The sequence below is a fragment of the Streptomyces sp. NPDC088707 genome (assembly GCF_044752725.1).
Taxonomy (GTDB): Bacteria; Actinomycetota; Actinomycetes; order Streptomycetales; family Streptomycetaceae; genus Streptomyces.
Genome location: NZ_JBIVLV010000009.1, coordinates 262,643 through 278,357, shown reverse-complemented (window position 1 = coordinate 278,357; position 15,715 = coordinate 262,643). Strand labels below are relative to the sequence as shown.

Sequence of the window (15,715 nt, the reverse complement as noted above, 5' to 3'; positions counted from 1 at the left end):
GCAGTCCGGGATCGGTTCCCACACCTGAGAGAATGATGTGCATGGCCTCTGACGTTCCCCGCGTGCTCTCCGGAATCCAGCCCACCGCAGGCTCGTTCCACCTCGGCAACTACCTCGGCGCCGTCCGCCAGTGGGTCGCCCTCCAGGAGACCCACGACGCCTTCTACATGGTCGTCGACCTGCACGCGATCACCGTCCCGCAGGACCCCGCCGAGCTGCGCGCCAACACCCGGCTCGCCGCGGCCCAGCTGCTCGCCGCCGGTCTCGACCCCGAGCGCTGCACCCTGTTCGTCCAGAGCCACGTCCCCGAGCACGCCCAGCTCGGCTGGGTCATGAACTGCCTCACCGGCTTCGGCGAGGCCTCCCGCATGACCCAGTTCAAGGACAAGTCCGCCAAGCAGGGCGCCGACCGCGCCACCGTCGGCCTCTTCACGTACCCGATCCTGCAGGTCGCGGACATCCTGCTCTACCAGGCCAACCAGGTCCCGGTGGGCGAGGACCAGCGCCAGCACATCGAGCTGACCCGTGACCTCGCGGAGCGCTTCAACGGCCGCTTCGGCGAGACGTTCACGATCCCGGCGCCGTACATCCTCAAGGAGACGGCGAAGATCTACGACCTCCAGGACCCGGCGATCAAGATGAGCAAGTCGGCGTCCACGCCGAAGGGCCTCATCAACCTCCTGGACGACCCGAAGACCACCGCGAAGAAGGTCAAGAGCGCGGTCACCGACACCGAGACGGTGATCCGTTTCGACCCGGAGAACAAGGCCGGCGTCTCCAACCTGCTCACCATCATGTCCACGCTCACCTCCACCTCCGTCGAGGACCTGGAGAAGAGCTACGAGGGCAAGATGTACGGCGCGCTGAAGACGGATCTCGCCGAGGTCATGGTGGACTTCGTCACGCCGTTCCGGACCCGCACCCAGGAATACCTGGACGACCCGGAGACGCTGGACTCGGTCCTGGCCAAGGGAGCCGAGAAGGCCCGGGCGGTCGCCGCCGAGACGCTGGCGCAGACGTACGAGCGCATCGGCTTCCTGCCGGCCAAGCACTGAGACCAGGGACCCTGGCCCAAAGGGCGGTGCAGGCCGCACACTGGCGGCTGCACCACCCGACACAAGTCGACCGACGACGGAGGAGAACGACGTGGGGACCGTAACGCTCGGCGTTTCGATCGCGGTCCCGGAGCCCTACGGCAGCCTGCTCCAGGAGCGGCGCGCCGGCTTCGGGGACCCGGCCGCCTACGGCATCCCCACGCACGTCACCCTGGTCCCGCCGACGGAGGTCGCCGAGGAGCGGCTGCCGGAGATCGAGGCGCACCTCGCGGGTGTCGCCGCCGACCACCAGCCGTTCCCCGTGCGCCTCAAGGGCACCGGGACCTTCCGCCCGCTCTCCCCGGTCGTCTTCGTGAAGCTCGCGGAGGGCGTGCCCCTCTGCAACCGGCTCCAGCACCGGATCCGGGACGAGGCGGGCCCCCTCGCGCGCGAGCTCCAGTTCCCGTACCACCCGCACGTGACCGTGGCGCACGGCATCTCCGAGGAGGGGATGGACCGGGCGTTCGAGGAGCTCGCCGGGTACGAGGCGGCCTGGATCTGCCGCTCGTTCGCGCTGTACGAGCAGGGCCCGGACGGGGTCTGGCGGAAGCTGTACGACTACGAGTTCGGCAGCGGCCGCCCCATCTCGGCGGTCCCCGCGCAGGGCGGCAGCCCGGTCGACACACCGACGCCCACGGCCTAGAGCCGTACGGTCACGCCGGCACGTCGGCACGCGCCGTACGGCGTCACGCCGGCCCGGCAGCACGTCGGCACGTCACACCGGAAGCCGCCGGAACAGCGGCCTCGGCACGTGCCGTACGGCCGCCATCACCATCCGCAGCGCCCCCGGCACCCACACCGTCTCCGAGCGTCGCCGCAGCCCCAGCTCGATCGCGCCCGCGACCGCCTCCGGCGTGGTCGCGAGCGGCTCCTCCGCGCGCCCGGCCGTCATCTTCGAGCGGACGAACCCGGGCCGTACGACCATGACGTGCACCCCGGTGCCGTGCAGCGCGTCCCCGAGGCCCTGGGCGAAGGCGTCGAGCCCGGCCTTCGACGAGCCGTAGATGAAGTCGGCGCGGCGGGCCCGCTCGCCCGCCACCGACGAGAGCACCACCAGCGAGCCGTGTCCCTGCGCCTGGAGCGCGGCCGCGCACACCAGACCGGCGGAGACCGCCCCCGTGTAGTTGGTCTGCGCGACGCGGACGGCGGCGACCGGGTCGGACTCGTCGCGCGCCTGGTCGCCGAGGACCCCGAAGGCCAGCAGCACCATGTCGATGTCGCCCTCCGTGAAGATCTTCCCGAGCCGCTCCTCGTGCGACTCGGTGTCGAGCGCGTCGAAGGGCACGGTGCGCACCTCCGCGCCCAGCGCCCGCAGGGAGTCGGCCGCGGCGGTGAGCGCGGGGGAGGGGCGGCCGGCCAGCCAGACGGTCCGGGTGCGGCGGGCGATCAGCCGCCGGGCGGTGGCGAGCCCGATCTCGGAGGTGCCGCCGAGGACGAGCAGGGACTGCGGGGCACCGAAGGCGTCCTTCATGGGGGCTCCTAGAGGTCGAGGCGGCGGGAGAGGTCCGACGTGAGGACGGACCGGGGGTCGAGCGCGGCGCGCAGCGCCCGGAACTCGCCGAGCCGCGGGTACATCGCGGCCAGCGTCTCCGGCCGTACGCGGGAGTCCCTGGCGAGGAAGACCCGGCCGCCGGCCCCCGCCACCTCCTCGTCGAGCGAGTCGAGGAAGGCGCCGAGTCCGGGCAGGCCGCCGGGCAGGTCGAGGGCGAGCGTCCAGCCGGGCAGAGGGAACGACAGCGGGCCGGGGCCGCCCGCGCCGAAGCGCTGTAGGACGGCGCCGAAGGCGGGGCAGCGGCGGTCCGCGATCCGCCGGACCACCGTCCGCAGGGCCTCCTCCTGCCCGTACGGGACGACGAACTGGTACGGGACGAACCCCGCGCGCGCGTGGATCCGGTTCCGGTGCGGGATGCCGTCGAGCGGGTGGAGGAAGGCGGTGAGCGACTGGAGGCCGCCGGTGCGCGCACGGGGCGCCCCGCGGTACCGGAGCTCGTTGAGGAGTTCGGCGGCGGTCCGGCCGAGGAGGCCGCCGGGCACGAACGGCGGCGGCGCGGGCAGCAGCGCGGGCCGGAACGCGAGCGGTGCCCGGCGGGCCCGGTGGCGGCGGGGGAGCGCGTCGTACGGGGTGTGGTCGCCGTGGGTGAGGACGGCGCGGCCGGTGGCGGCGCCCCGGGCGAGCAGGTCGATCCGGGCGACGGAGTGGCCGTGTCTGCGGTCGGCGTGGGCGAGCCGGGCCATCGTCTCGTCGAGGTCGGGGGCGCGCTCGGTGCCGACGGTCATGAGAGAGGTCTCGACGGGCAGCAGCCGCAGGGTGGCGGTGAGGATCACCCCGGTCAGGCCCATGCCGCCGGTGGTGGCGTCGAACAGCGGGGTGCCGGGCAGCACGGTCCTGATCCCGCCGTCGGCGGTGAGGAGTTCGAGCGCGGTCACGTGCCGGCCGAAGGAGCCGGAGACGGCGTGGTTCGTGCCGTGGACGTCGGCGCCGACCGCGCCGCCCACGGTCACGTACCGGGTGCCGGGGCTGACCGGGAGGATCCAGCCGAGCGGGAGCAGCGCCTCGGTCAGCCGGTGCAGGCTGACGCCGGCCTCGCAGACGGCGAGTCCGGCGGTGGCGTCGACGGCGAGGATCCGGTCCAGGCCGGTCATGTCGAGGACGGTGCCGCCGGCGTTCTGCGCGGCGTCGCCGTACGCGCGGCCGAGACCGCGGGCGATCGTGCCGCGGCCCCCGGACGAGCGGACGGCGTCGGCGACCTCGGAGTGACCGCGGGGCCGCCGCACGCGCGCGAGGGTCGGCGCGGTGCGCCCCCAGCCGGTGATCGTTTCGCAGTCGTCGTCCAGGACGTGGGTCTCGACAGCCATGAGGGTGACCGTATAGCCGCGTCTGTCGCTTATGCCGGTATTGCAGAGCGGTTCGTCGAAATGGGTGATGAAAGGAGGGTCGGAAAAGAAGCGCGAAGCCCCCGGCGGACGGCGACGCGCGGACGCCGCTCGCGGGTGTGGGACCGGGTGCGGGACGTCGTTCGCGGGGTGCGGGATGTCGTTCGCGGGTACGCGGGCCCCGGCGGGGGATTCTCGTACTGCGCTCTCTTGCGCACCGAACGGATCGAGGGGCAGACGTACGACATGGACTGGCTGACCAAGCTCCCCGTCATCGGCCCCTGGGTCGCCCGGCTCATGCGAACCCATGCCTGGCGCTCGTACGAGACCCTCGACGCGGCCCACTGGACCCGGCTCGCCGCCGCGATCACCTTCGTGTCCTTCCTGGCCCTCTTCCCGCTGATCACGGTCGCCGCGGCGATCGGCGCCGCGCTCCTCAGCAAGGACCAGCTCGACAAGATCGAGGACAAGATCAGCGACCAGGTGCCCGGCATCTCCGACCAGCTCAACATCAGCGGGCTCGTCGCCAACGCCGGCACCGTCGGGCTCGTCGCCGGCGCGATCCTGCTGGTCACCGGCATCAGCTGGGTCGGCTCCATGCGGGACTGCCTGCGGGCCGTGTGGGGGCTCGACGACATCGAGGGCAACCCGGTCCTGCTCAAGGGCAAGGACGGGCTCATCCTCCTCGGCCTCGGCGGCGTGGCCCTCGCCTCGCTCGCCGCGTCCTGGCTCGGCTCCACGGCCGTCGGCTGGAGCGCCGACCGGATCGGGATCTCCGGCGAGGGGGCGGGCGGCTACCTCCTGCAGACGGCCGCCGTCCTGGTCGCCGTCGTCGCCGACTTCCTGATCCTGCTGTACGTCCTGACGCTGCTGCCCGGCGTGCACCCGCCGCGCCGCCGGCTCGTCGTGGCGGCGCTGATGGGCGCGGTCGGCTTCGAGCTCCTGAAGCTGCTGCTCGGCGGCTACATGAGGGGCGTCGCCTCGAAGTCGATGTACGGGGCGTTCGGCGTGCCGGTCGCCCTGCTGCTCTGGATCAACTTCACCGCGAAGCTGCTGCTGTACTGCGCCGCGTGGACGGCCACGGGCTCCCGCAGGGAGTCCGCGGCCGACGACCGGTCCGAGTCCGCTACGGATTCACGTCCGGGTTCCCCTCCGGGTTCCGGCGGGAACGGAGACGACGTCCCGCCGCCCCGGCCAGCGGCCAGCGGCGGTTGACCAGGAAGACGGCACCGGCGAGGAGCACGAGGACCCCGCCGGCCACGCCGAGCGCGATCCCGACGCCCCCGGACCGCTCCGTGGCGGCCGCGTGGACGGTGCCGTCCGGGGCGTTCTTGCCGGGCGCCGGGGCCGAACCGTCGTCCGGGGCGGTCGTCTCGGTACGGGCGGACCGCGGCGGCACCAGTTCGCCGACCGGGGTCACCTTCCCGGACGCGGCGAAGCCCCAGTCGAGCAGCCGGGCGGTCTCGCGGTAGACCGCGTGCTGCTCCTTCGACGAGGGGTTCATGACGGTGACGAGCAGCACCTTGCCGTTGCGCTCCGCGACACCCGTGAAGGTGGCACCCGCGTGCGTGGTGTTGCCGTTCTTGACTCCGGCGATGCCCTGGTACGGAGCGACGCCGAGGTCACCGGTGAGCAGCCGGTTGGTGTTCTGGATCTCGAAGGTCTCGCGCTTCTTGCCCGGCTTCTGGTCGCCGGGGAAGGCGGCCCGGGGCGTGGCGGCGTACTCGCGGAAGGCCGGCTTCTGCATGCCGCTGCGGGCGATGAGTGTCAGGTCGTACGCGGAGGAGACCTGGCCAGGGGCGTCGTAGCCGTCCGGGGACACCACGTGCGTGTCGAGCGCCTGGAGCTCGGCCGCGTGGTCGTTCATCTCCTTCACGGTCTGCCGCAGGCCGTTGTTCATGCTGGTCAGGACGTGCACGGCGTCGTTGCCCGAGCGGAGGAAGACCCCGAGCCACAGGTCGTGGACGGTGTAGGTCTGCTTCTCCTTGATGCCGACCAGGCTGGAGCCCGCTCCTATCCCGGCCAGGTCGGTGTTGGTGACGAGGTGCTTGAGCTTGGCGTCGGGGAACTTCGGCAGCAGCGTGTCGGCGAAGAGCATCTTGAGCGTGGAGGCCGGGGCGAGCGGCCAGTGCGCGTTGTGCGAGGCGAGGATCTGGCCGCTCTCGGCGTCCGCGACGATCCAGGAGCGCCCGGACAGCTCCTTCGGCAGCACCGGGGCGCCGGGTCCCAGCTTCACCTGGGTGCCGGGGTTGCCGAGCAGCGGGCCGCCGAGCGAGGACATCGCGTTCGGGGGCTTGGGCTGCTTGTCCTTCTCGTCCTTCGTGTCCGCGTGCGCGGGCACGGCGACGACGAGCGGCAGGAACACGGCAGCAGTGACCGCCCAAGCGGTCTTCTTCGAAGCAGACACGGTCGTGAACGTACATGTACGGAAGAAGGATCCGAACCCCGGCTGGCGCTTCGGCCGGGCTCGTCCACCCGTCCGCGGGGCCAGTGGGGCGCACGGTGATACCGGGGGCATGAAGTTCAGCCGTCGCGTCTCCTGGTTCCTGCTCGCGTTCGGGGTGGGGAGCTGGTTCATCTGGACCACTTTCCATACGTAGCTGACCTGTGGTGCCTCGATGGCAGAGAAGATCAGGTGAGAGCCTTGACCCCTTTCAGCCGGTGAGGCGCTGGCGTCGAGCCGGGGTTGGGAGGTCGTTCACACGTTCAAAGACGTCGGTAGGTCCGGTTGGGATCCCAACGCCGTGCGTCCGGCTTCGGAGAACCTCCTGTCCGCCGTGCGCGCGGGTGAGGCTGACGTGGTGGTGATCGCCCGGGACGAGGGTGGGTCCCGCAAGTACATCGCCAGGGAGGAACGCGTGACGCTCCGCTGGCGGCACCTTGCGACGGATGGGGACGACCACGAAGAAGACGAAGAGACGCCAGTCAGAGTGTTTCTGTCCGGCTCGTCTGCGGGTCGAGTCCGCGTGGCTGGACAAGCACGGTCAGCCCGCCCCCCGGCCTGGCTGAACCGCAAGAGCGCCCCGCCTGTGCGCTCTCCTGTAGCGCGTGTGCGGGGCCTTCTACTTGCCCGAGTTCGCTCGTACGCCCCTCAGGCCGATCACGCCGACGGCCGTCCCTAGGATGAACGACGTCACGGCGAGGGCGAGATGCACCCAGAAGTAGGCGGTCGGGTCGCCCGCGTCGTCGAACGCAAGTCCGCTCGCGTCCTTGTACAGGTTCCGGGCGAAGGTGATCCAGATCATCCAGGACCAGGCACCGAACGCGAGAAGGAACCAGGACGTGCGACGGCTGAGCTTCACGGGATGCCCTTCCGGGGGTAGGCGGGTCGGTCCTGCCAGTATCCGGCCCGTGCGCCCTGCCGTGGCGGCCGGGGTTCCGTCACGGCCTTCGTCCTGGGGACGGTGAACGGACTGCTCGGGTTGCGTGGGGTGCGCGCCGCGCGCCGCGACATCGGTGAGGACCGCGCGAGCGGTAGAAGAGGGGTTCCGGGGCGTGGTCGTCTTCCTGCTGGTTCTGATCGTGGTGCTCGCGCTGCTCGGCGCCGTGCACTGGTACGTGTGGCGGCGCCTCGTGCGCGATGTCACGACGCGGGGGAGCCTGCCGCGCCGGCTGGGCACGGTCGCCGTCGTGGTGCTGCCGCTGCTGTCGTTCGCGGCCCTCTCCTCCTCCCGCGCCGGAGCCCCGTTCGTGCTCCAGCAGGTGGTCGCCTGGCCCGGCTTCCTGTGGCTCGCCCTGCTCCTGTACGTGACGCTCGCCCTGCTCGTCGGCGAGGCGGTCAGGTCCCTCCTGCTCCGGTGGCTCGACCGCCGCGCGCGGGCCGGGGCGCCCTCGGCGGCGCCGGTGGCGGCACCCGTGCCGGTTCCGGAAAGCGCGCAGGCCGCCCCCGAGGAGCGGGCACCCGTGCCGGTGCCGGAAAGCGCGCAGGCCGCCCCCGAGGAGTCGGCCGACGCGGCCGCCGAGTCCGCGCCCGAGTCCCCCGCCGAGGTCTCCCGGCGGCTCTTCGTCTCCCGGGTCGTCGGCGGCGCCGCGGCCGCCGCGGCTGTCGGGACCGTCGGCTACGGCACGTACGGCGTGCTGCGCGGTCCCCGGGTCAAGCGGGTCACCGTCCCGCTCGCCAGGATCCCGCGCGCCGCCCACGGCTACCGGATCGCCGTCGTCTCCGACATCCACCTCGGTCCGATCCTCGGCCGCGGCCACACCCAGCGCATCGTGGACACGATCAACTCCACCCAGCCCGATCTGATCGCGGTCGTCGGCGACCTCGTCGACGGCACCGTCGAGAACCTCGGCTCCGCCGCCGAGCCCCTCGCGCGGCTCCGCGCCCGGCACGGCTCCTTCTTCGTGACCGGCAACCACGAGTACTTCTCGGGCGCCGACGCCTGGGTCGACCACGTCCGCGAGCTCGGGCTGCGCCCCCTGCGCAACGAGCGGGTGGAGGTGGCGGCCGGTTTCGACCTCGCCGGCGTCGACGACATCGCGGGGGAGAGCGAGGGGCAGGGCCCCGACTTCGGGCGGGCGCTCGGCGACCGCGACCGGGCCCGCGCCGCGGTGCTCCTCGCCCACCAGCCGATCGTCGTCCACGACGCCGTACGCCACGGCGTGGACCTCCAGCTCTCCGGACACACCCACGGCGGGCAGCTCTGGCCGGGCAACCACCTCGCCGAACTGGCCAATCCGACCGTCGCCGGACTCGAACGGTACGGAGACACCCAGCTGTACGTCTCGCGCGGCGCGGGCGCCTGGGGACCGCCGGTCCGGGTCGGGGCGCCCTCGGACATCACCATCGTCGAACTCGCTGCGAAACAGGCCTAATCGGGACGGGGTCACTCCCCGCACCGAGCCCGATACGTGCTGCTCATCGACTTAAAGTCGCATTTCCCGGACATATACCTGTGGTGTGAAGGTTTTCTCTTCCACTTGTGAAAACCGTGTGATGGGATGACGCCATCGCGACGTTTCCGGGGGCCGTCGCAGCTGGGGTGGACGAATAAAGGAAGCACGGCAATGCGGTCGACGGTCCGTCTGCGGATCCTCATCACTTGTGGAGTACTGGTGGCCGCCGGAGTGGGGGGCTGGCAACTCCTGCCCTCCGACGGCGGCCAGACCGATCCGATCAGCGTCGGCACCACCGACGAGGTCACTTCACTGGACCCGGCCGGCGCGTACGACGCCGGTTCCTGGGCCATGTACAGCAACGTCTTCCAGTCGTTGCTGACGTTCAAGCCGGGGTTCACGACCCCCGTTCCCGACGCGGCGGAGAGCTGCAGGTTCGAGGGCTCGAAGCTCACGACCTATCAGTGCACGCTCCGCGACGACCTCACGTTCGCCAACGGGCGCAAGGTCACGGCCGAGGACGTCACGTACTCGTTCGAGCGGATGCTGCGCATCAAGACGGACGTCGGTCCGCAGCCCCTCTTCCCGACCCTGAAGAGCGTCACGTCCCAGGGGCGTCAGGTCACCTTCCATCTGAGCAGCCGGGACGCCACGTTCCCGCTGAAGCTGGCCACCGGCGCGGGCTCGATCGTCGACAAGGACCACTACCCGGCGAAGGGCCTGCGGGCGGACGCGGCGGTCGACGGTTCGGGGCCGTACGTCCTCAAGGAGTACAAGCCGGGCGAGTCCGCGCTCCTGGAGCCGAACCCGAAGTACCGCGGCGCCATCACCAAGGGCGGCGGCCCGGTGCTCGTGAAGTACTACGCCCAGTCCGCGGACCTCGCCGGCGCCTGGAAGGCGAAGCAGGTCGAGGTGACGCACCGGCAGCTGCCGCCGGAGTTCGTCTCGGCCCTGGAGCCGCAGGACGGGACCCGGGTCACCGAGGCGGAGAGCGCCGAGATCCGCAACCTCAACTTCAACGTGCGGCCCGGCTCGCCCATGGCGGACAAGGCCGTACGGCAGGCCGTCGCCGCGGTCCTCGACCGCCCGGCGATCACCACCGGCGCCTACAAGGGCACGGTCGAGCCGCTGTACTCGCTCATCCCGCAGGGCTTCGTCGGGCACAGCACCGCGTTCTACGACATCGACCCGGAGCCGAACGCCAAGAAGGCGAAGAGGCTCCTGAAGGACGCAGGCGTCAAGACCCCGGTGAAGTTCACCTTCGGCTACCGCGCGGACGCCACCTACGGTGCCGAGACCGCCGAGATCAAGCGGCAGCTGGAGGAGACCGGCCTCTTCGAGGTCGAGACCGTCGAGGTCAAGTGGACGGAGTTCCAGAAGCAGTACGCGAAGGGCGCCTTCGACGCGTACACGGTCGGCTGGCTGCCCGACTTCCCCGACTCCGACAGCTTCACCGCGCCGCTCGTCGGCACCGAGAACACCCTGCACAACGGGTTCTCCAGCAAGCGGATCGACGAGCTGATCTCCTCGACGCAGCAGTTCAGCGACCGCTCCCGGGCGACCTCCGACTTCAAGAACATCCAGAGCGAGGTGGCGACCGACGTGCCGCTCGTCCCGCTGTGGCAGAAGAAGGACTACGTCCTCGCCACCGAGGCGGTCGCCGGCTCCCAGTACCTGACGGACGGTACGGGCATCTGGCGTCTGTGGGAGCTCGGCTGGATCTAGGCCCCGGGGCCCCGGGGTCTACGACTCCGGGGCCCCGTGCGGCCCCGACGGCTGCGGGCCCGCCTTCTTCTTGGGCTTGCCCGAGGCCGCCATTCCCGCTGCGGTGGGCATGAAGTCGGCGAGCAGCTCGTGCGTCTCCTTGACCAGCGGGCGCAGGATCCGGAAGCGGGAGAGCGAGATCGCGCGGGCGGTGACCGGCGCGAGCCGCTCGACAAGGCGGCGGCTGTTGGCCGCGCCCTCGGAGCGGTCGTACACCCAGAAGAGGACCAGTCCCATCTGCTGGAGCCACAGCAACTGCGGGAGGGCCTCCCTGAGTTCCGGGTCGACCTTCACCGAGGCACCGGAGATGACCCGGCGGTGGACCTCGATCGCGGCCTCGCGCGGGCCCTCGGACTCGGGCGAGAAGGGGCTGAGCGGGCTGTCCGGGTCAGCGGCGTTCTTGAAGAACTGCGCCGCGAACTCGTGGTACGGCCCGGCGATGTCGAGCCAGCCGAGGTAGACCCCCCGGATCCGGGCCGTGAGGTCCTTCTCGTCACCGGTCAGGATGGGCTCGACGGCGGCCTGGTGCTCCTCGGCGATCCGGTCGTAGAAGCCCTGGACGAGGTGTTCCTTGGACGAGAAGTAGTAGTACGCGTTCCCCACGGAGACCCCGGCCTCCTGGGCGATGGCCCGCATCGTCGTCTTGTCGTAACCGCGCTCCTTGAACAGCCGGAGCGCGGTTTCGAGGATGAGCGTGCGGGTCTGCTCGCTCTTCGGGGCCTTCTTCTCTTCCTTCACGTCCGTCACACGGACGAGCCTAGCCGGGCGGACCGGGCACCTCGCAGCGCCCGTCCTCGCAGCGGCCGTCCTCGGGCGGCCCGGCCTCCCGGTCCGGCCCCTTGAGGGCCTCGCGCCACTTCGCCGCCGCCAGGACGGTCGCCCGCGCGAAGGGCTGCCCGGCCGGGGTGGCCAGCCAGTGGGCCTTGGCCCGGTGGTCGGCGAGCGCCCAGAGGCAGACGATCCAGGCGGAGGTCTCCCGGTAGACCTGGCCCCGGTCCCCGACCACGGTGATCTCCCGCAGGGTCGCGGTGTGGTCGAGCTCCGGGAAGCGGCGCCGGGCCTCCTGCGACCCGGCCGGTACGAGGTCGAGCGGGACGAGCTGCCGCTGGCGCAGCAGCCAGTGCCTGAGGTGCACACAGAGCGGGCAGTCCGCGTCGTACAGCACGGTCAGACGCCCCACGGGGGTCGGCACGGCGCGCCCTCTCAGCGCTGGGGCGCCGGCGGGGCCCACGGGCCGGCCTTGGGGGCCGCGGTCCAGCCCTGCGGGCCGACCGGCGGCACCTGCTCGCGTTCCATGACCCCGCGGCGCCGGATCTTGTTGAGGACGTAGACGTTCCCGAGGTGCATGACGCCGAGGACGAGCAGGACGACCCCGAGCTTCACGGAGAGCGCCTCGAAGAGCGCGCGGGCGTCGAGGACGGCGTCGTCCTGGCTGAGGTAGAGGGCGACGAAGCCGAAGTTGACGAGGTAGAAGCCGACCACCAGGAGGTGGTTGACGGCGTCGGCGAGCTTCTCGTTCCCGTGCAGGACGTCCGCGAGGAAGATCCTTCCGTTGCGGCTGAGCGTGCGTGCGACCCAGACGGTCAGGGCCACGCTGATCAGCAGATAGACGATGTACGCGACGACAGTGAGGTCCATGCCCCACCCTCCCTTGAACGCGTTCAAAAGCTGTTGGTCATGACTGTAGACCTCTCTTTGAACGTGTTCAAGTCACCTGCGAGGGTGGAGGGAAACCCGCTGGCCCCCGCCGGTCCCGCCGCCTAGGGTCGGCCGGATGACGCTCTCTCATGACGTGGCCGGCCAGGGCCCCTCGACCGTTCTCCTGCTGCACTCCGGGGTCTGCGACCGCCGGATGTGGGACGGACAGTTCCACGCCCTCGCGGAGGCCGGGCACCGGGTCGTCCGCTGCGACCTCCGCGGCTTCGGCGACACCCCCGTCGACGCCGCGCACACCCACGCCGACGACGTGCGCGGGCTCCTCGACCACCTCGGCGTCGAGCGGGCCGCCGTCGTCGGCTCCTCCTTCGGCGGCCAGGTGGCCCTGGAACTCGCCGTCCGCCACCCCGGGCACGTCTCCGCCCTCGCCCTGCTCGCCTCCGGCATCCCCGGCTTCGAGCCCGGCGACGAACTGCGCGCCTGGGGCGGCCGCGAGGACGAACTGCTGGAAGCGGGCGACCTCGACGGGGCCGTCGAGCTCAACGTCGACACCTGGCTCGGCCCCGAGGCCGGCCCCGAGGCCCGCGCGCTCGTCCGGGAGATGCAGCGGCACGCCTTCGAGGTCCAGCTCGCCGTCCCCGAGGAGTTCCACCCCGTCACCCCCGAGGTCACCGCCGACGACCTCGCCGGGATCAAGGTCCCCGCCCTCGTCGCCGTGGGCGCCCACGACCTCCCCGACTTCCGGGCGGTCGCCGACGACCTCACCCGCCTCCTGCCCGCCGCCCGCCGCGTCGACCTCGACTGGGCCGGGCACCTTCCCGCCCTGGAATGCCCGGCCGAGACGGCGCGGCTGCTCACCGCCTTCCTGGCGGAGACGCGGCGATGACGACGGGCCGCTAGACCTCAGCGGAAGCGCCGTACCCCCGGCACCAGCGCCGTCGCGGCGCAGCAGCCGCCCACGGCGACGGCCGCGACGAGCAGCGGCACCTCGGGACCCCAGGCCGAGGCCGCCAGCGGGGCCAGCGCGTACCCCAGGGGCATCGCGGCCAGCGAGAGCAGCCAGTCGTACGAGGTGACCCGGGCCAGCGCGTGGGCGGGCACCGCCCGTTGGACGGCGGTCTCCCAGACGGGGGAGAGGAATCCGAGGCCGGCCTGCGCGAGCCCGTAGGCCGCGATCGTCAGCGGCGCGGGCGCGGCGACCGCGAGCAGGACGAGCGGCAGCGCGTACGTGGCGAGCCCGAGGTTCGCCGTGAGGACCGGGCGCCGGGGCGTGACCCGGTCGGCGAGCAGTGCTCCCAGGAGGAAGCCGACGGCGCCGACCTGGAGCAGGACGACCCAGGTGGTGCCGCCGCCGAGCCGCTGCACGGCGATGGCGGGCCCGAGGGTCATCAGGACGGCCGCGGCGCCGTTCCAGGCGCTGTGGCCGATCAGGCTGGTCCAGTACCAGTCGCGGGACCTCACCTCCTGCCAGCCCTCCGCCAGGTCGGCGCGGAGCGAGCGGCGGGGGATCGGCACCCGCTTCACCTTCACGGCGGTCAGGATGAGCGCGCTGACGGCGAAGGTCGCCGCGTCGAGGACGAACGCCCAGCCGGGCCCCACGGTCAGGACGAGGGTGCCGGCGAGCGCGGGGCCGCCGAGCCGGGTGGCGCTCCGGGCGACGCTCATCGCGGCGTTGGCCCGGTGCAGTGACCCGGCGGCCACCGTGCCCTTCACCAGCGGCGCGTCGGTCGGCATGGCGAAGGCCCCGGCCGCGCCGCCGAGCGCCTCGGAGACCGCGAGGACGGCCAGGCTGGGCGCGCCGCCGAGGAGTTGGACCCCGACGACCAGCTGGGTGCCGCAGCGGACGAGGTCCGTGGTGAGCGCGACCGTGCGGGCGTCGAACCGGTCGCCGACCACGCCGCCGAGCGGCAGCAGGAGCAGCTTGGGCACCATCGCGCAGCCGAGGACCAGGGCGAGCGCGGAGGTGGATCCGGTGGCCTCCAGGACGGCGAGGGCGAGGGCGGCGGGAATGGCGGCGTCACCCAGGAGGGAGAGGGTGCGGCCGGTGAGGAGCAGCCGGAAGGAACGGGTGCGCAGGGGGTGCGGGGCGGGCGGCGGCGCCGCGGTGGTGACAGCGGTCATGATCGAAAGAGTATTTCGGTACCGAATAATTCGTCAACGAAATACTTCTCGGGTGGTTCCCCGCCCGCCGACGTACGATCAGCCCATGGCGCAACCCGAGGAACGGCGTACTCCGAGCGAGCCCAGTGCCGCACGTGAGGTGAGCTCCGCGCGCGAGCCGAGTGCCGCACGTGAGCCGAGTACCGTGCGCGACTGGACCGACGAGCACGTGGCCCGCTGGCAGCCCGTCCTGCCCGACCTCGACCCCGTCGTCGAAGGCGCCGTCACCCGGATGAAGAAGCTCTCCGTCCATCTGCGCCGGGTCAGGGAGCAGTCCCTCGTCGACTTCGACCTGGAACGCCACGAGTTCGACACCCTGCACAAGATCGCCGGCCGGGGCGGCAGCGCCGCTCCCTCCGAACTCGCCCAGGACCTCGACCTGGCCCCCGCCTCCGTCTCCGGCCGCCTCGACGCCCTGGAGAAGCGCGGCTTCGTCCGCCGCACCCAGTCCACCACCGACCGCCGCCGGGTCGTCGTCGAACTCACCGACGCCGGCCGCGAGACCTGGCTCGGCGCGATGGACGTCCTCGGCCACGAGGAGTACCGCCTGCTCGGCGTCCTCTCCCCGGAGGAGCGCGCCCTCCTCAACGGCATGCTCCGGCGCGTCATGGTCGAGGCGGAGTCCACGGACCCGACCCGCCACTGGTAGGCCCCGCCGGCTCCGGTCCCGGCCCCGGCCCCCGCCGCCTCCGGTCCCGGTCCCGGCTCCGGCCCCGGCTCTCCGGTTACGGACACGACGAAGGGGCGCCCTCGGGCGCCCCCTCACCGATGACGACCGCTCACATGCTGAGCGACCGCGCGTAGTTGAGCTGACCCATCACCCAGTGGATGGTGTCCGGGCCGCGCGCCGGGATCATCGTCGCGTGGTGCTTGCCACCGCTGGTCACCGTGACCTGGATGAAGCCGGTGGTCGTCTTCTCCTTCATCAGGAGGAACAGCAGGCCCAGCAGGCAGAAGATGAAGAAGATGACCGCGAGCACGATCGCGACCGTGGGCATCTTCTCCTCGGTCCGCGACATGTCCATCGCGTTCCACACGGAGCCCTTGAGCGGCATCGCGCCGGCCGGCGTGATGATCTGGTCGCCCACCACGGTGATGTCACCGAGGCTCAGCAGCGGCGTGCCGCCGCCCTGCGGCACGCCGGGCACCTGCTGCGGCGGCACCGGCACCCCGCCCGGCAGGGTCGGCTGGTACGCCGGAGGGTGCGGGTAGCCGTAGGCGGGCTGGCCCGGCTGCTGCTGCCCGGGGCCCCACTCGTACTCCTCCGACCGGTAAGGGTTCGGCTCGCTCATCAGTCCCCGTCCTTCACAAAGAAAAAGCCCGCTCCTGCA

Annotated in this window: 17 protein-coding genes; 8 read left to right on the top strand and 9 right to left on the bottom strand. The window is 71.9% G+C overall.

The window, feature by feature from the left end:
* Positions 1-41 precede the first annotated feature (41 nt).
* Positions 42-1,055, top strand: a complete 1,014-nt coding sequence (gene trpS / locus ACIP84_RS26765; RefSeq protein WP_319310483.1) for a tryptophan--tRNA ligase — start codon at positions 42-44, stop codon at positions 1,053-1,055.
* Positions 1,056-1,146: 91 nt separating this feature from the next.
* Positions 1,147-1,737 carry a 2'-5' RNA ligase family protein gene (locus ACIP84_RS26760; protein WP_401800929.1) on the top strand — a complete coding sequence of 197 codons (591 nt, stop codon included), beginning with the start codon at positions 1,147-1,149 and terminating at the stop codon, positions 1,735-1,737.
* A 72-nt stretch (positions 1,738-1,809) separates the two neighbouring features.
* Here ACIP84_RS26760 and ACIP84_RS26755 read toward each other — a convergent pair whose 3' ends face one another.
* Positions 1,810-2,565, bottom strand: a complete 756-nt coding sequence (locus ACIP84_RS26755; protein ID WP_355966312.1) for a decaprenylphospho-beta-D-erythro-pentofuranosid-2-ulose 2-reductase — start codon at positions 2,563-2,565, stop codon at positions 1,810-1,812.
* A gap of 8 nt (positions 2,566-2,573) precedes the next feature.
* The gene (locus ACIP84_RS26750; RefSeq protein ID WP_401800926.1) at positions 2,574-3,950 is read right to left on the bottom strand and encodes an FAD-binding oxidoreductase; all 1,377 of its coding nucleotides are present in this window, start codon (positions 3,948-3,950) and stop codon (positions 2,574-2,576) included.
* Positions 3,951-4,214: 264 nt separating this feature from the next.
* Here ACIP84_RS26750 and ACIP84_RS26745 point away from each other — a divergent pair, with 264 nt between their 5' ends.
* Positions 4,215-5,183, top strand: coding sequence for a YihY/virulence factor BrkB family protein (locus tag ACIP84_RS26745; protein WP_355966433.1), 969 nt, complete (start codon positions 4,215-4,217; stop codon positions 5,181-5,183).
* On the opposite strand, the gene ACIP84_RS26740 is transcribed toward ACIP84_RS26745, so the two are convergent.
* A complete protein-coding gene (locus ACIP84_RS26740) occupies positions 5,095-6,375 on the bottom strand; it encodes a D-alanyl-D-alanine carboxypeptidase (RefSeq protein WP_355966316.1) in 1,281 nt (426 codons plus the stop codon). The genes ACIP84_RS26745 and ACIP84_RS26740 overlap by 89 nt on opposite strands.
* A gap of 262 nt (positions 6,376-6,637) precedes the next feature.
* Here ACIP84_RS26740 and ACIP84_RS26735 point away from each other — a divergent pair, with 262 nt between their 5' ends.
* A complete protein-coding gene (locus ACIP84_RS26735) occupies positions 6,638-7,090 on the top strand; it encodes a recombinase family protein (RefSeq protein WP_401801129.1) in 453 nt (150 codons plus the stop codon).
* Here ACIP84_RS26735 and ACIP84_RS26730 read toward each other — a convergent pair.
* A complete protein-coding gene (locus ACIP84_RS26730; protein WP_355966318.1) occupies positions 7,031-7,270 on the bottom strand; it encodes an SCO4848 family membrane protein in 240 nt (79 codons plus the stop codon). The two genes, ACIP84_RS26735 and ACIP84_RS26730, sit on opposite strands and share 60 nt — an antisense overlap.
* A gap of 193 nt (positions 7,271-7,463) precedes the next feature.
* Between ACIP84_RS26730 and ACIP84_RS26725 the strand changes: the two genes are divergently transcribed.
* Both ACIP84_RS26725 and ACIP84_RS26720 read left to right on the top strand, forming a co-directional pair.
* Positions 7,464-8,783 (top strand): metallophosphoesterase, encoded by a 1,320-nt coding sequence (locus ACIP84_RS26725; protein ID WP_401800923.1) that lies wholly within the window; start codon positions 7,464-7,466, stop codon positions 8,781-8,783.
* Between the two features lie 192 nt (positions 8,784-8,975).
* Positions 8,976-10,529 (top strand): ABC transporter substrate-binding protein, encoded by a 1,554-nt coding sequence (locus tag ACIP84_RS26720; RefSeq protein WP_401800921.1) that lies wholly within the window; start codon positions 8,976-8,978, stop codon positions 10,527-10,529.
* A gap of 18 nt (positions 10,530-10,547) precedes the next feature.
* On the opposite strand, the gene ACIP84_RS26715 is transcribed toward ACIP84_RS26720, so the two are convergent.
* From ACIP84_RS26715 to ACIP84_RS26705, 3 genes are read right to left on the bottom strand one after another with little or no spacing between them, the layout of a single operon-like run.
* Entirely contained in the window at positions 10,548-11,315 is a 768-nt protein-coding gene (locus ACIP84_RS26715; protein WP_401800918.1) for a TetR/AcrR family transcriptional regulator, read from the bottom strand.
* 10 nt (positions 11,316-11,325) lie between these two features.
* Positions 11,326-11,760 carry a thiol-disulfide oxidoreductase DCC family protein gene (locus ACIP84_RS26710; protein ID WP_401800915.1) on the bottom strand — a complete coding sequence of 145 codons (435 nt, stop codon included), beginning with the start codon at positions 11,758-11,760 and terminating at the stop codon, positions 11,326-11,328.
* An 11-nt stretch (positions 11,761-11,771) separates the two neighbouring features.
* Complete coding sequence (locus ACIP84_RS26705; protein ID WP_355966333.1) at positions 11,772-12,206, bottom strand: hypothetical protein; 435 nt, start codon at positions 12,204-12,206, stop codon at positions 11,772-11,774.
* A gap of 136 nt (positions 12,207-12,342) precedes the next feature.
* Between ACIP84_RS26705 and ACIP84_RS26700 the strand changes: the two genes are divergently transcribed.
* The gene (locus ACIP84_RS26700; RefSeq protein WP_401800912.1) at positions 12,343-13,110 is read left to right on the top strand and encodes an alpha/beta fold hydrolase; all 768 of its coding nucleotides are present in this window, start codon (positions 12,343-12,345) and stop codon (positions 13,108-13,110) included.
* Between the two features lie 17 nt (positions 13,111-13,127).
* Here the strand turns inward: ACIP84_RS26700 and ACIP84_RS26695 are convergent, their stop codons facing one another.
* Entirely contained in the window at positions 13,128-14,345 is a 1,218-nt protein-coding gene (locus ACIP84_RS26695) for an MFS transporter (protein ID WP_401800911.1), read from the bottom strand.
* 85 nt (positions 14,346-14,430) lie between these two features.
* On the opposite strand from ACIP84_RS26695, the gene ACIP84_RS26690 reads away from it, so the two are divergent.
* The gene (locus tag ACIP84_RS26690) at positions 14,431-15,033 is read left to right on the top strand and encodes a MarR family transcriptional regulator (protein WP_355966341.1); all 603 of its coding nucleotides are present in this window, start codon (positions 14,431-14,433) and stop codon (positions 15,031-15,033) included.
* 130 nt (positions 15,034-15,163) lie between these two features.
* Here ACIP84_RS26690 and ACIP84_RS26685 read toward each other — a convergent pair whose 3' ends face one another.
* Entirely contained in the window at positions 15,164-15,676 is a 513-nt protein-coding gene (locus ACIP84_RS26685; RefSeq protein ID WP_030318428.1) for a hypothetical protein, read from the bottom strand.
* Positions 15,677-15,715 lie beyond the last annotated feature (39 nt).

Coding starts and splice junctions, on each gene's coding strand:
- ACIP84_RS26695 (WP_401800911.1), bottom strand. CDS start 14,345: ATGACCGCTGTCACCACCGCGGCGCCGCCGCCCGCCCCGCACCCCCTG.
- ACIP84_RS26685 (WP_030318428.1), bottom strand. CDS start 15,676: ATGAGCGAGCCGAACCCTTACCGGTCGGAGGAGTACGAGTGGGGCCCC.
- ACIP84_RS26745 (WP_355966433.1), top strand. CDS start 4,215: ATGGACTGGCTGACCAAGCTCCCCGTCATCGGCCCCTGGGTCGCCCGG.
- ACIP84_RS26720 (WP_401800921.1), top strand. CDS start 8,976: ATGCGGTCGACGGTCCGTCTGCGGATCCTCATCACTTGTGGAGTACTG.
- ACIP84_RS26690 (WP_355966341.1), top strand. CDS start 14,431: ATGGCGCAACCCGAGGAACGGCGTACTCCGAGCGAGCCCAGTGCCGCA.
- ACIP84_RS26755 (WP_355966312.1), bottom strand. CDS start 2,565: ATGAAGGACGCCTTCGGTGCCCCGCAGTCCCTGCTCGTCCTCGGCGGC.
- ACIP84_RS26705 (WP_355966333.1), bottom strand. CDS start 12,206: ATGGACCTCACTGTCGTCGCGTACATCGTCTATCTGCTGATCAGCGTG.
- trpS (WP_319310483.1), top strand. CDS start 42: ATGGCCTCTGACGTTCCCCGCGTGCTCTCCGGAATCCAGCCCACCGCA.
- ACIP84_RS26750 (WP_401800926.1), bottom strand. CDS start 3,950: ATGGCTGTCGAGACCCACGTCCTGGACGACGACTGCGAAACGATCACC.
- ACIP84_RS26700 (WP_401800912.1), top strand. CDS start 12,343: ATGACGCTCTCTCATGACGTGGCCGGCCAGGGCCCCTCGACCGTTCTC.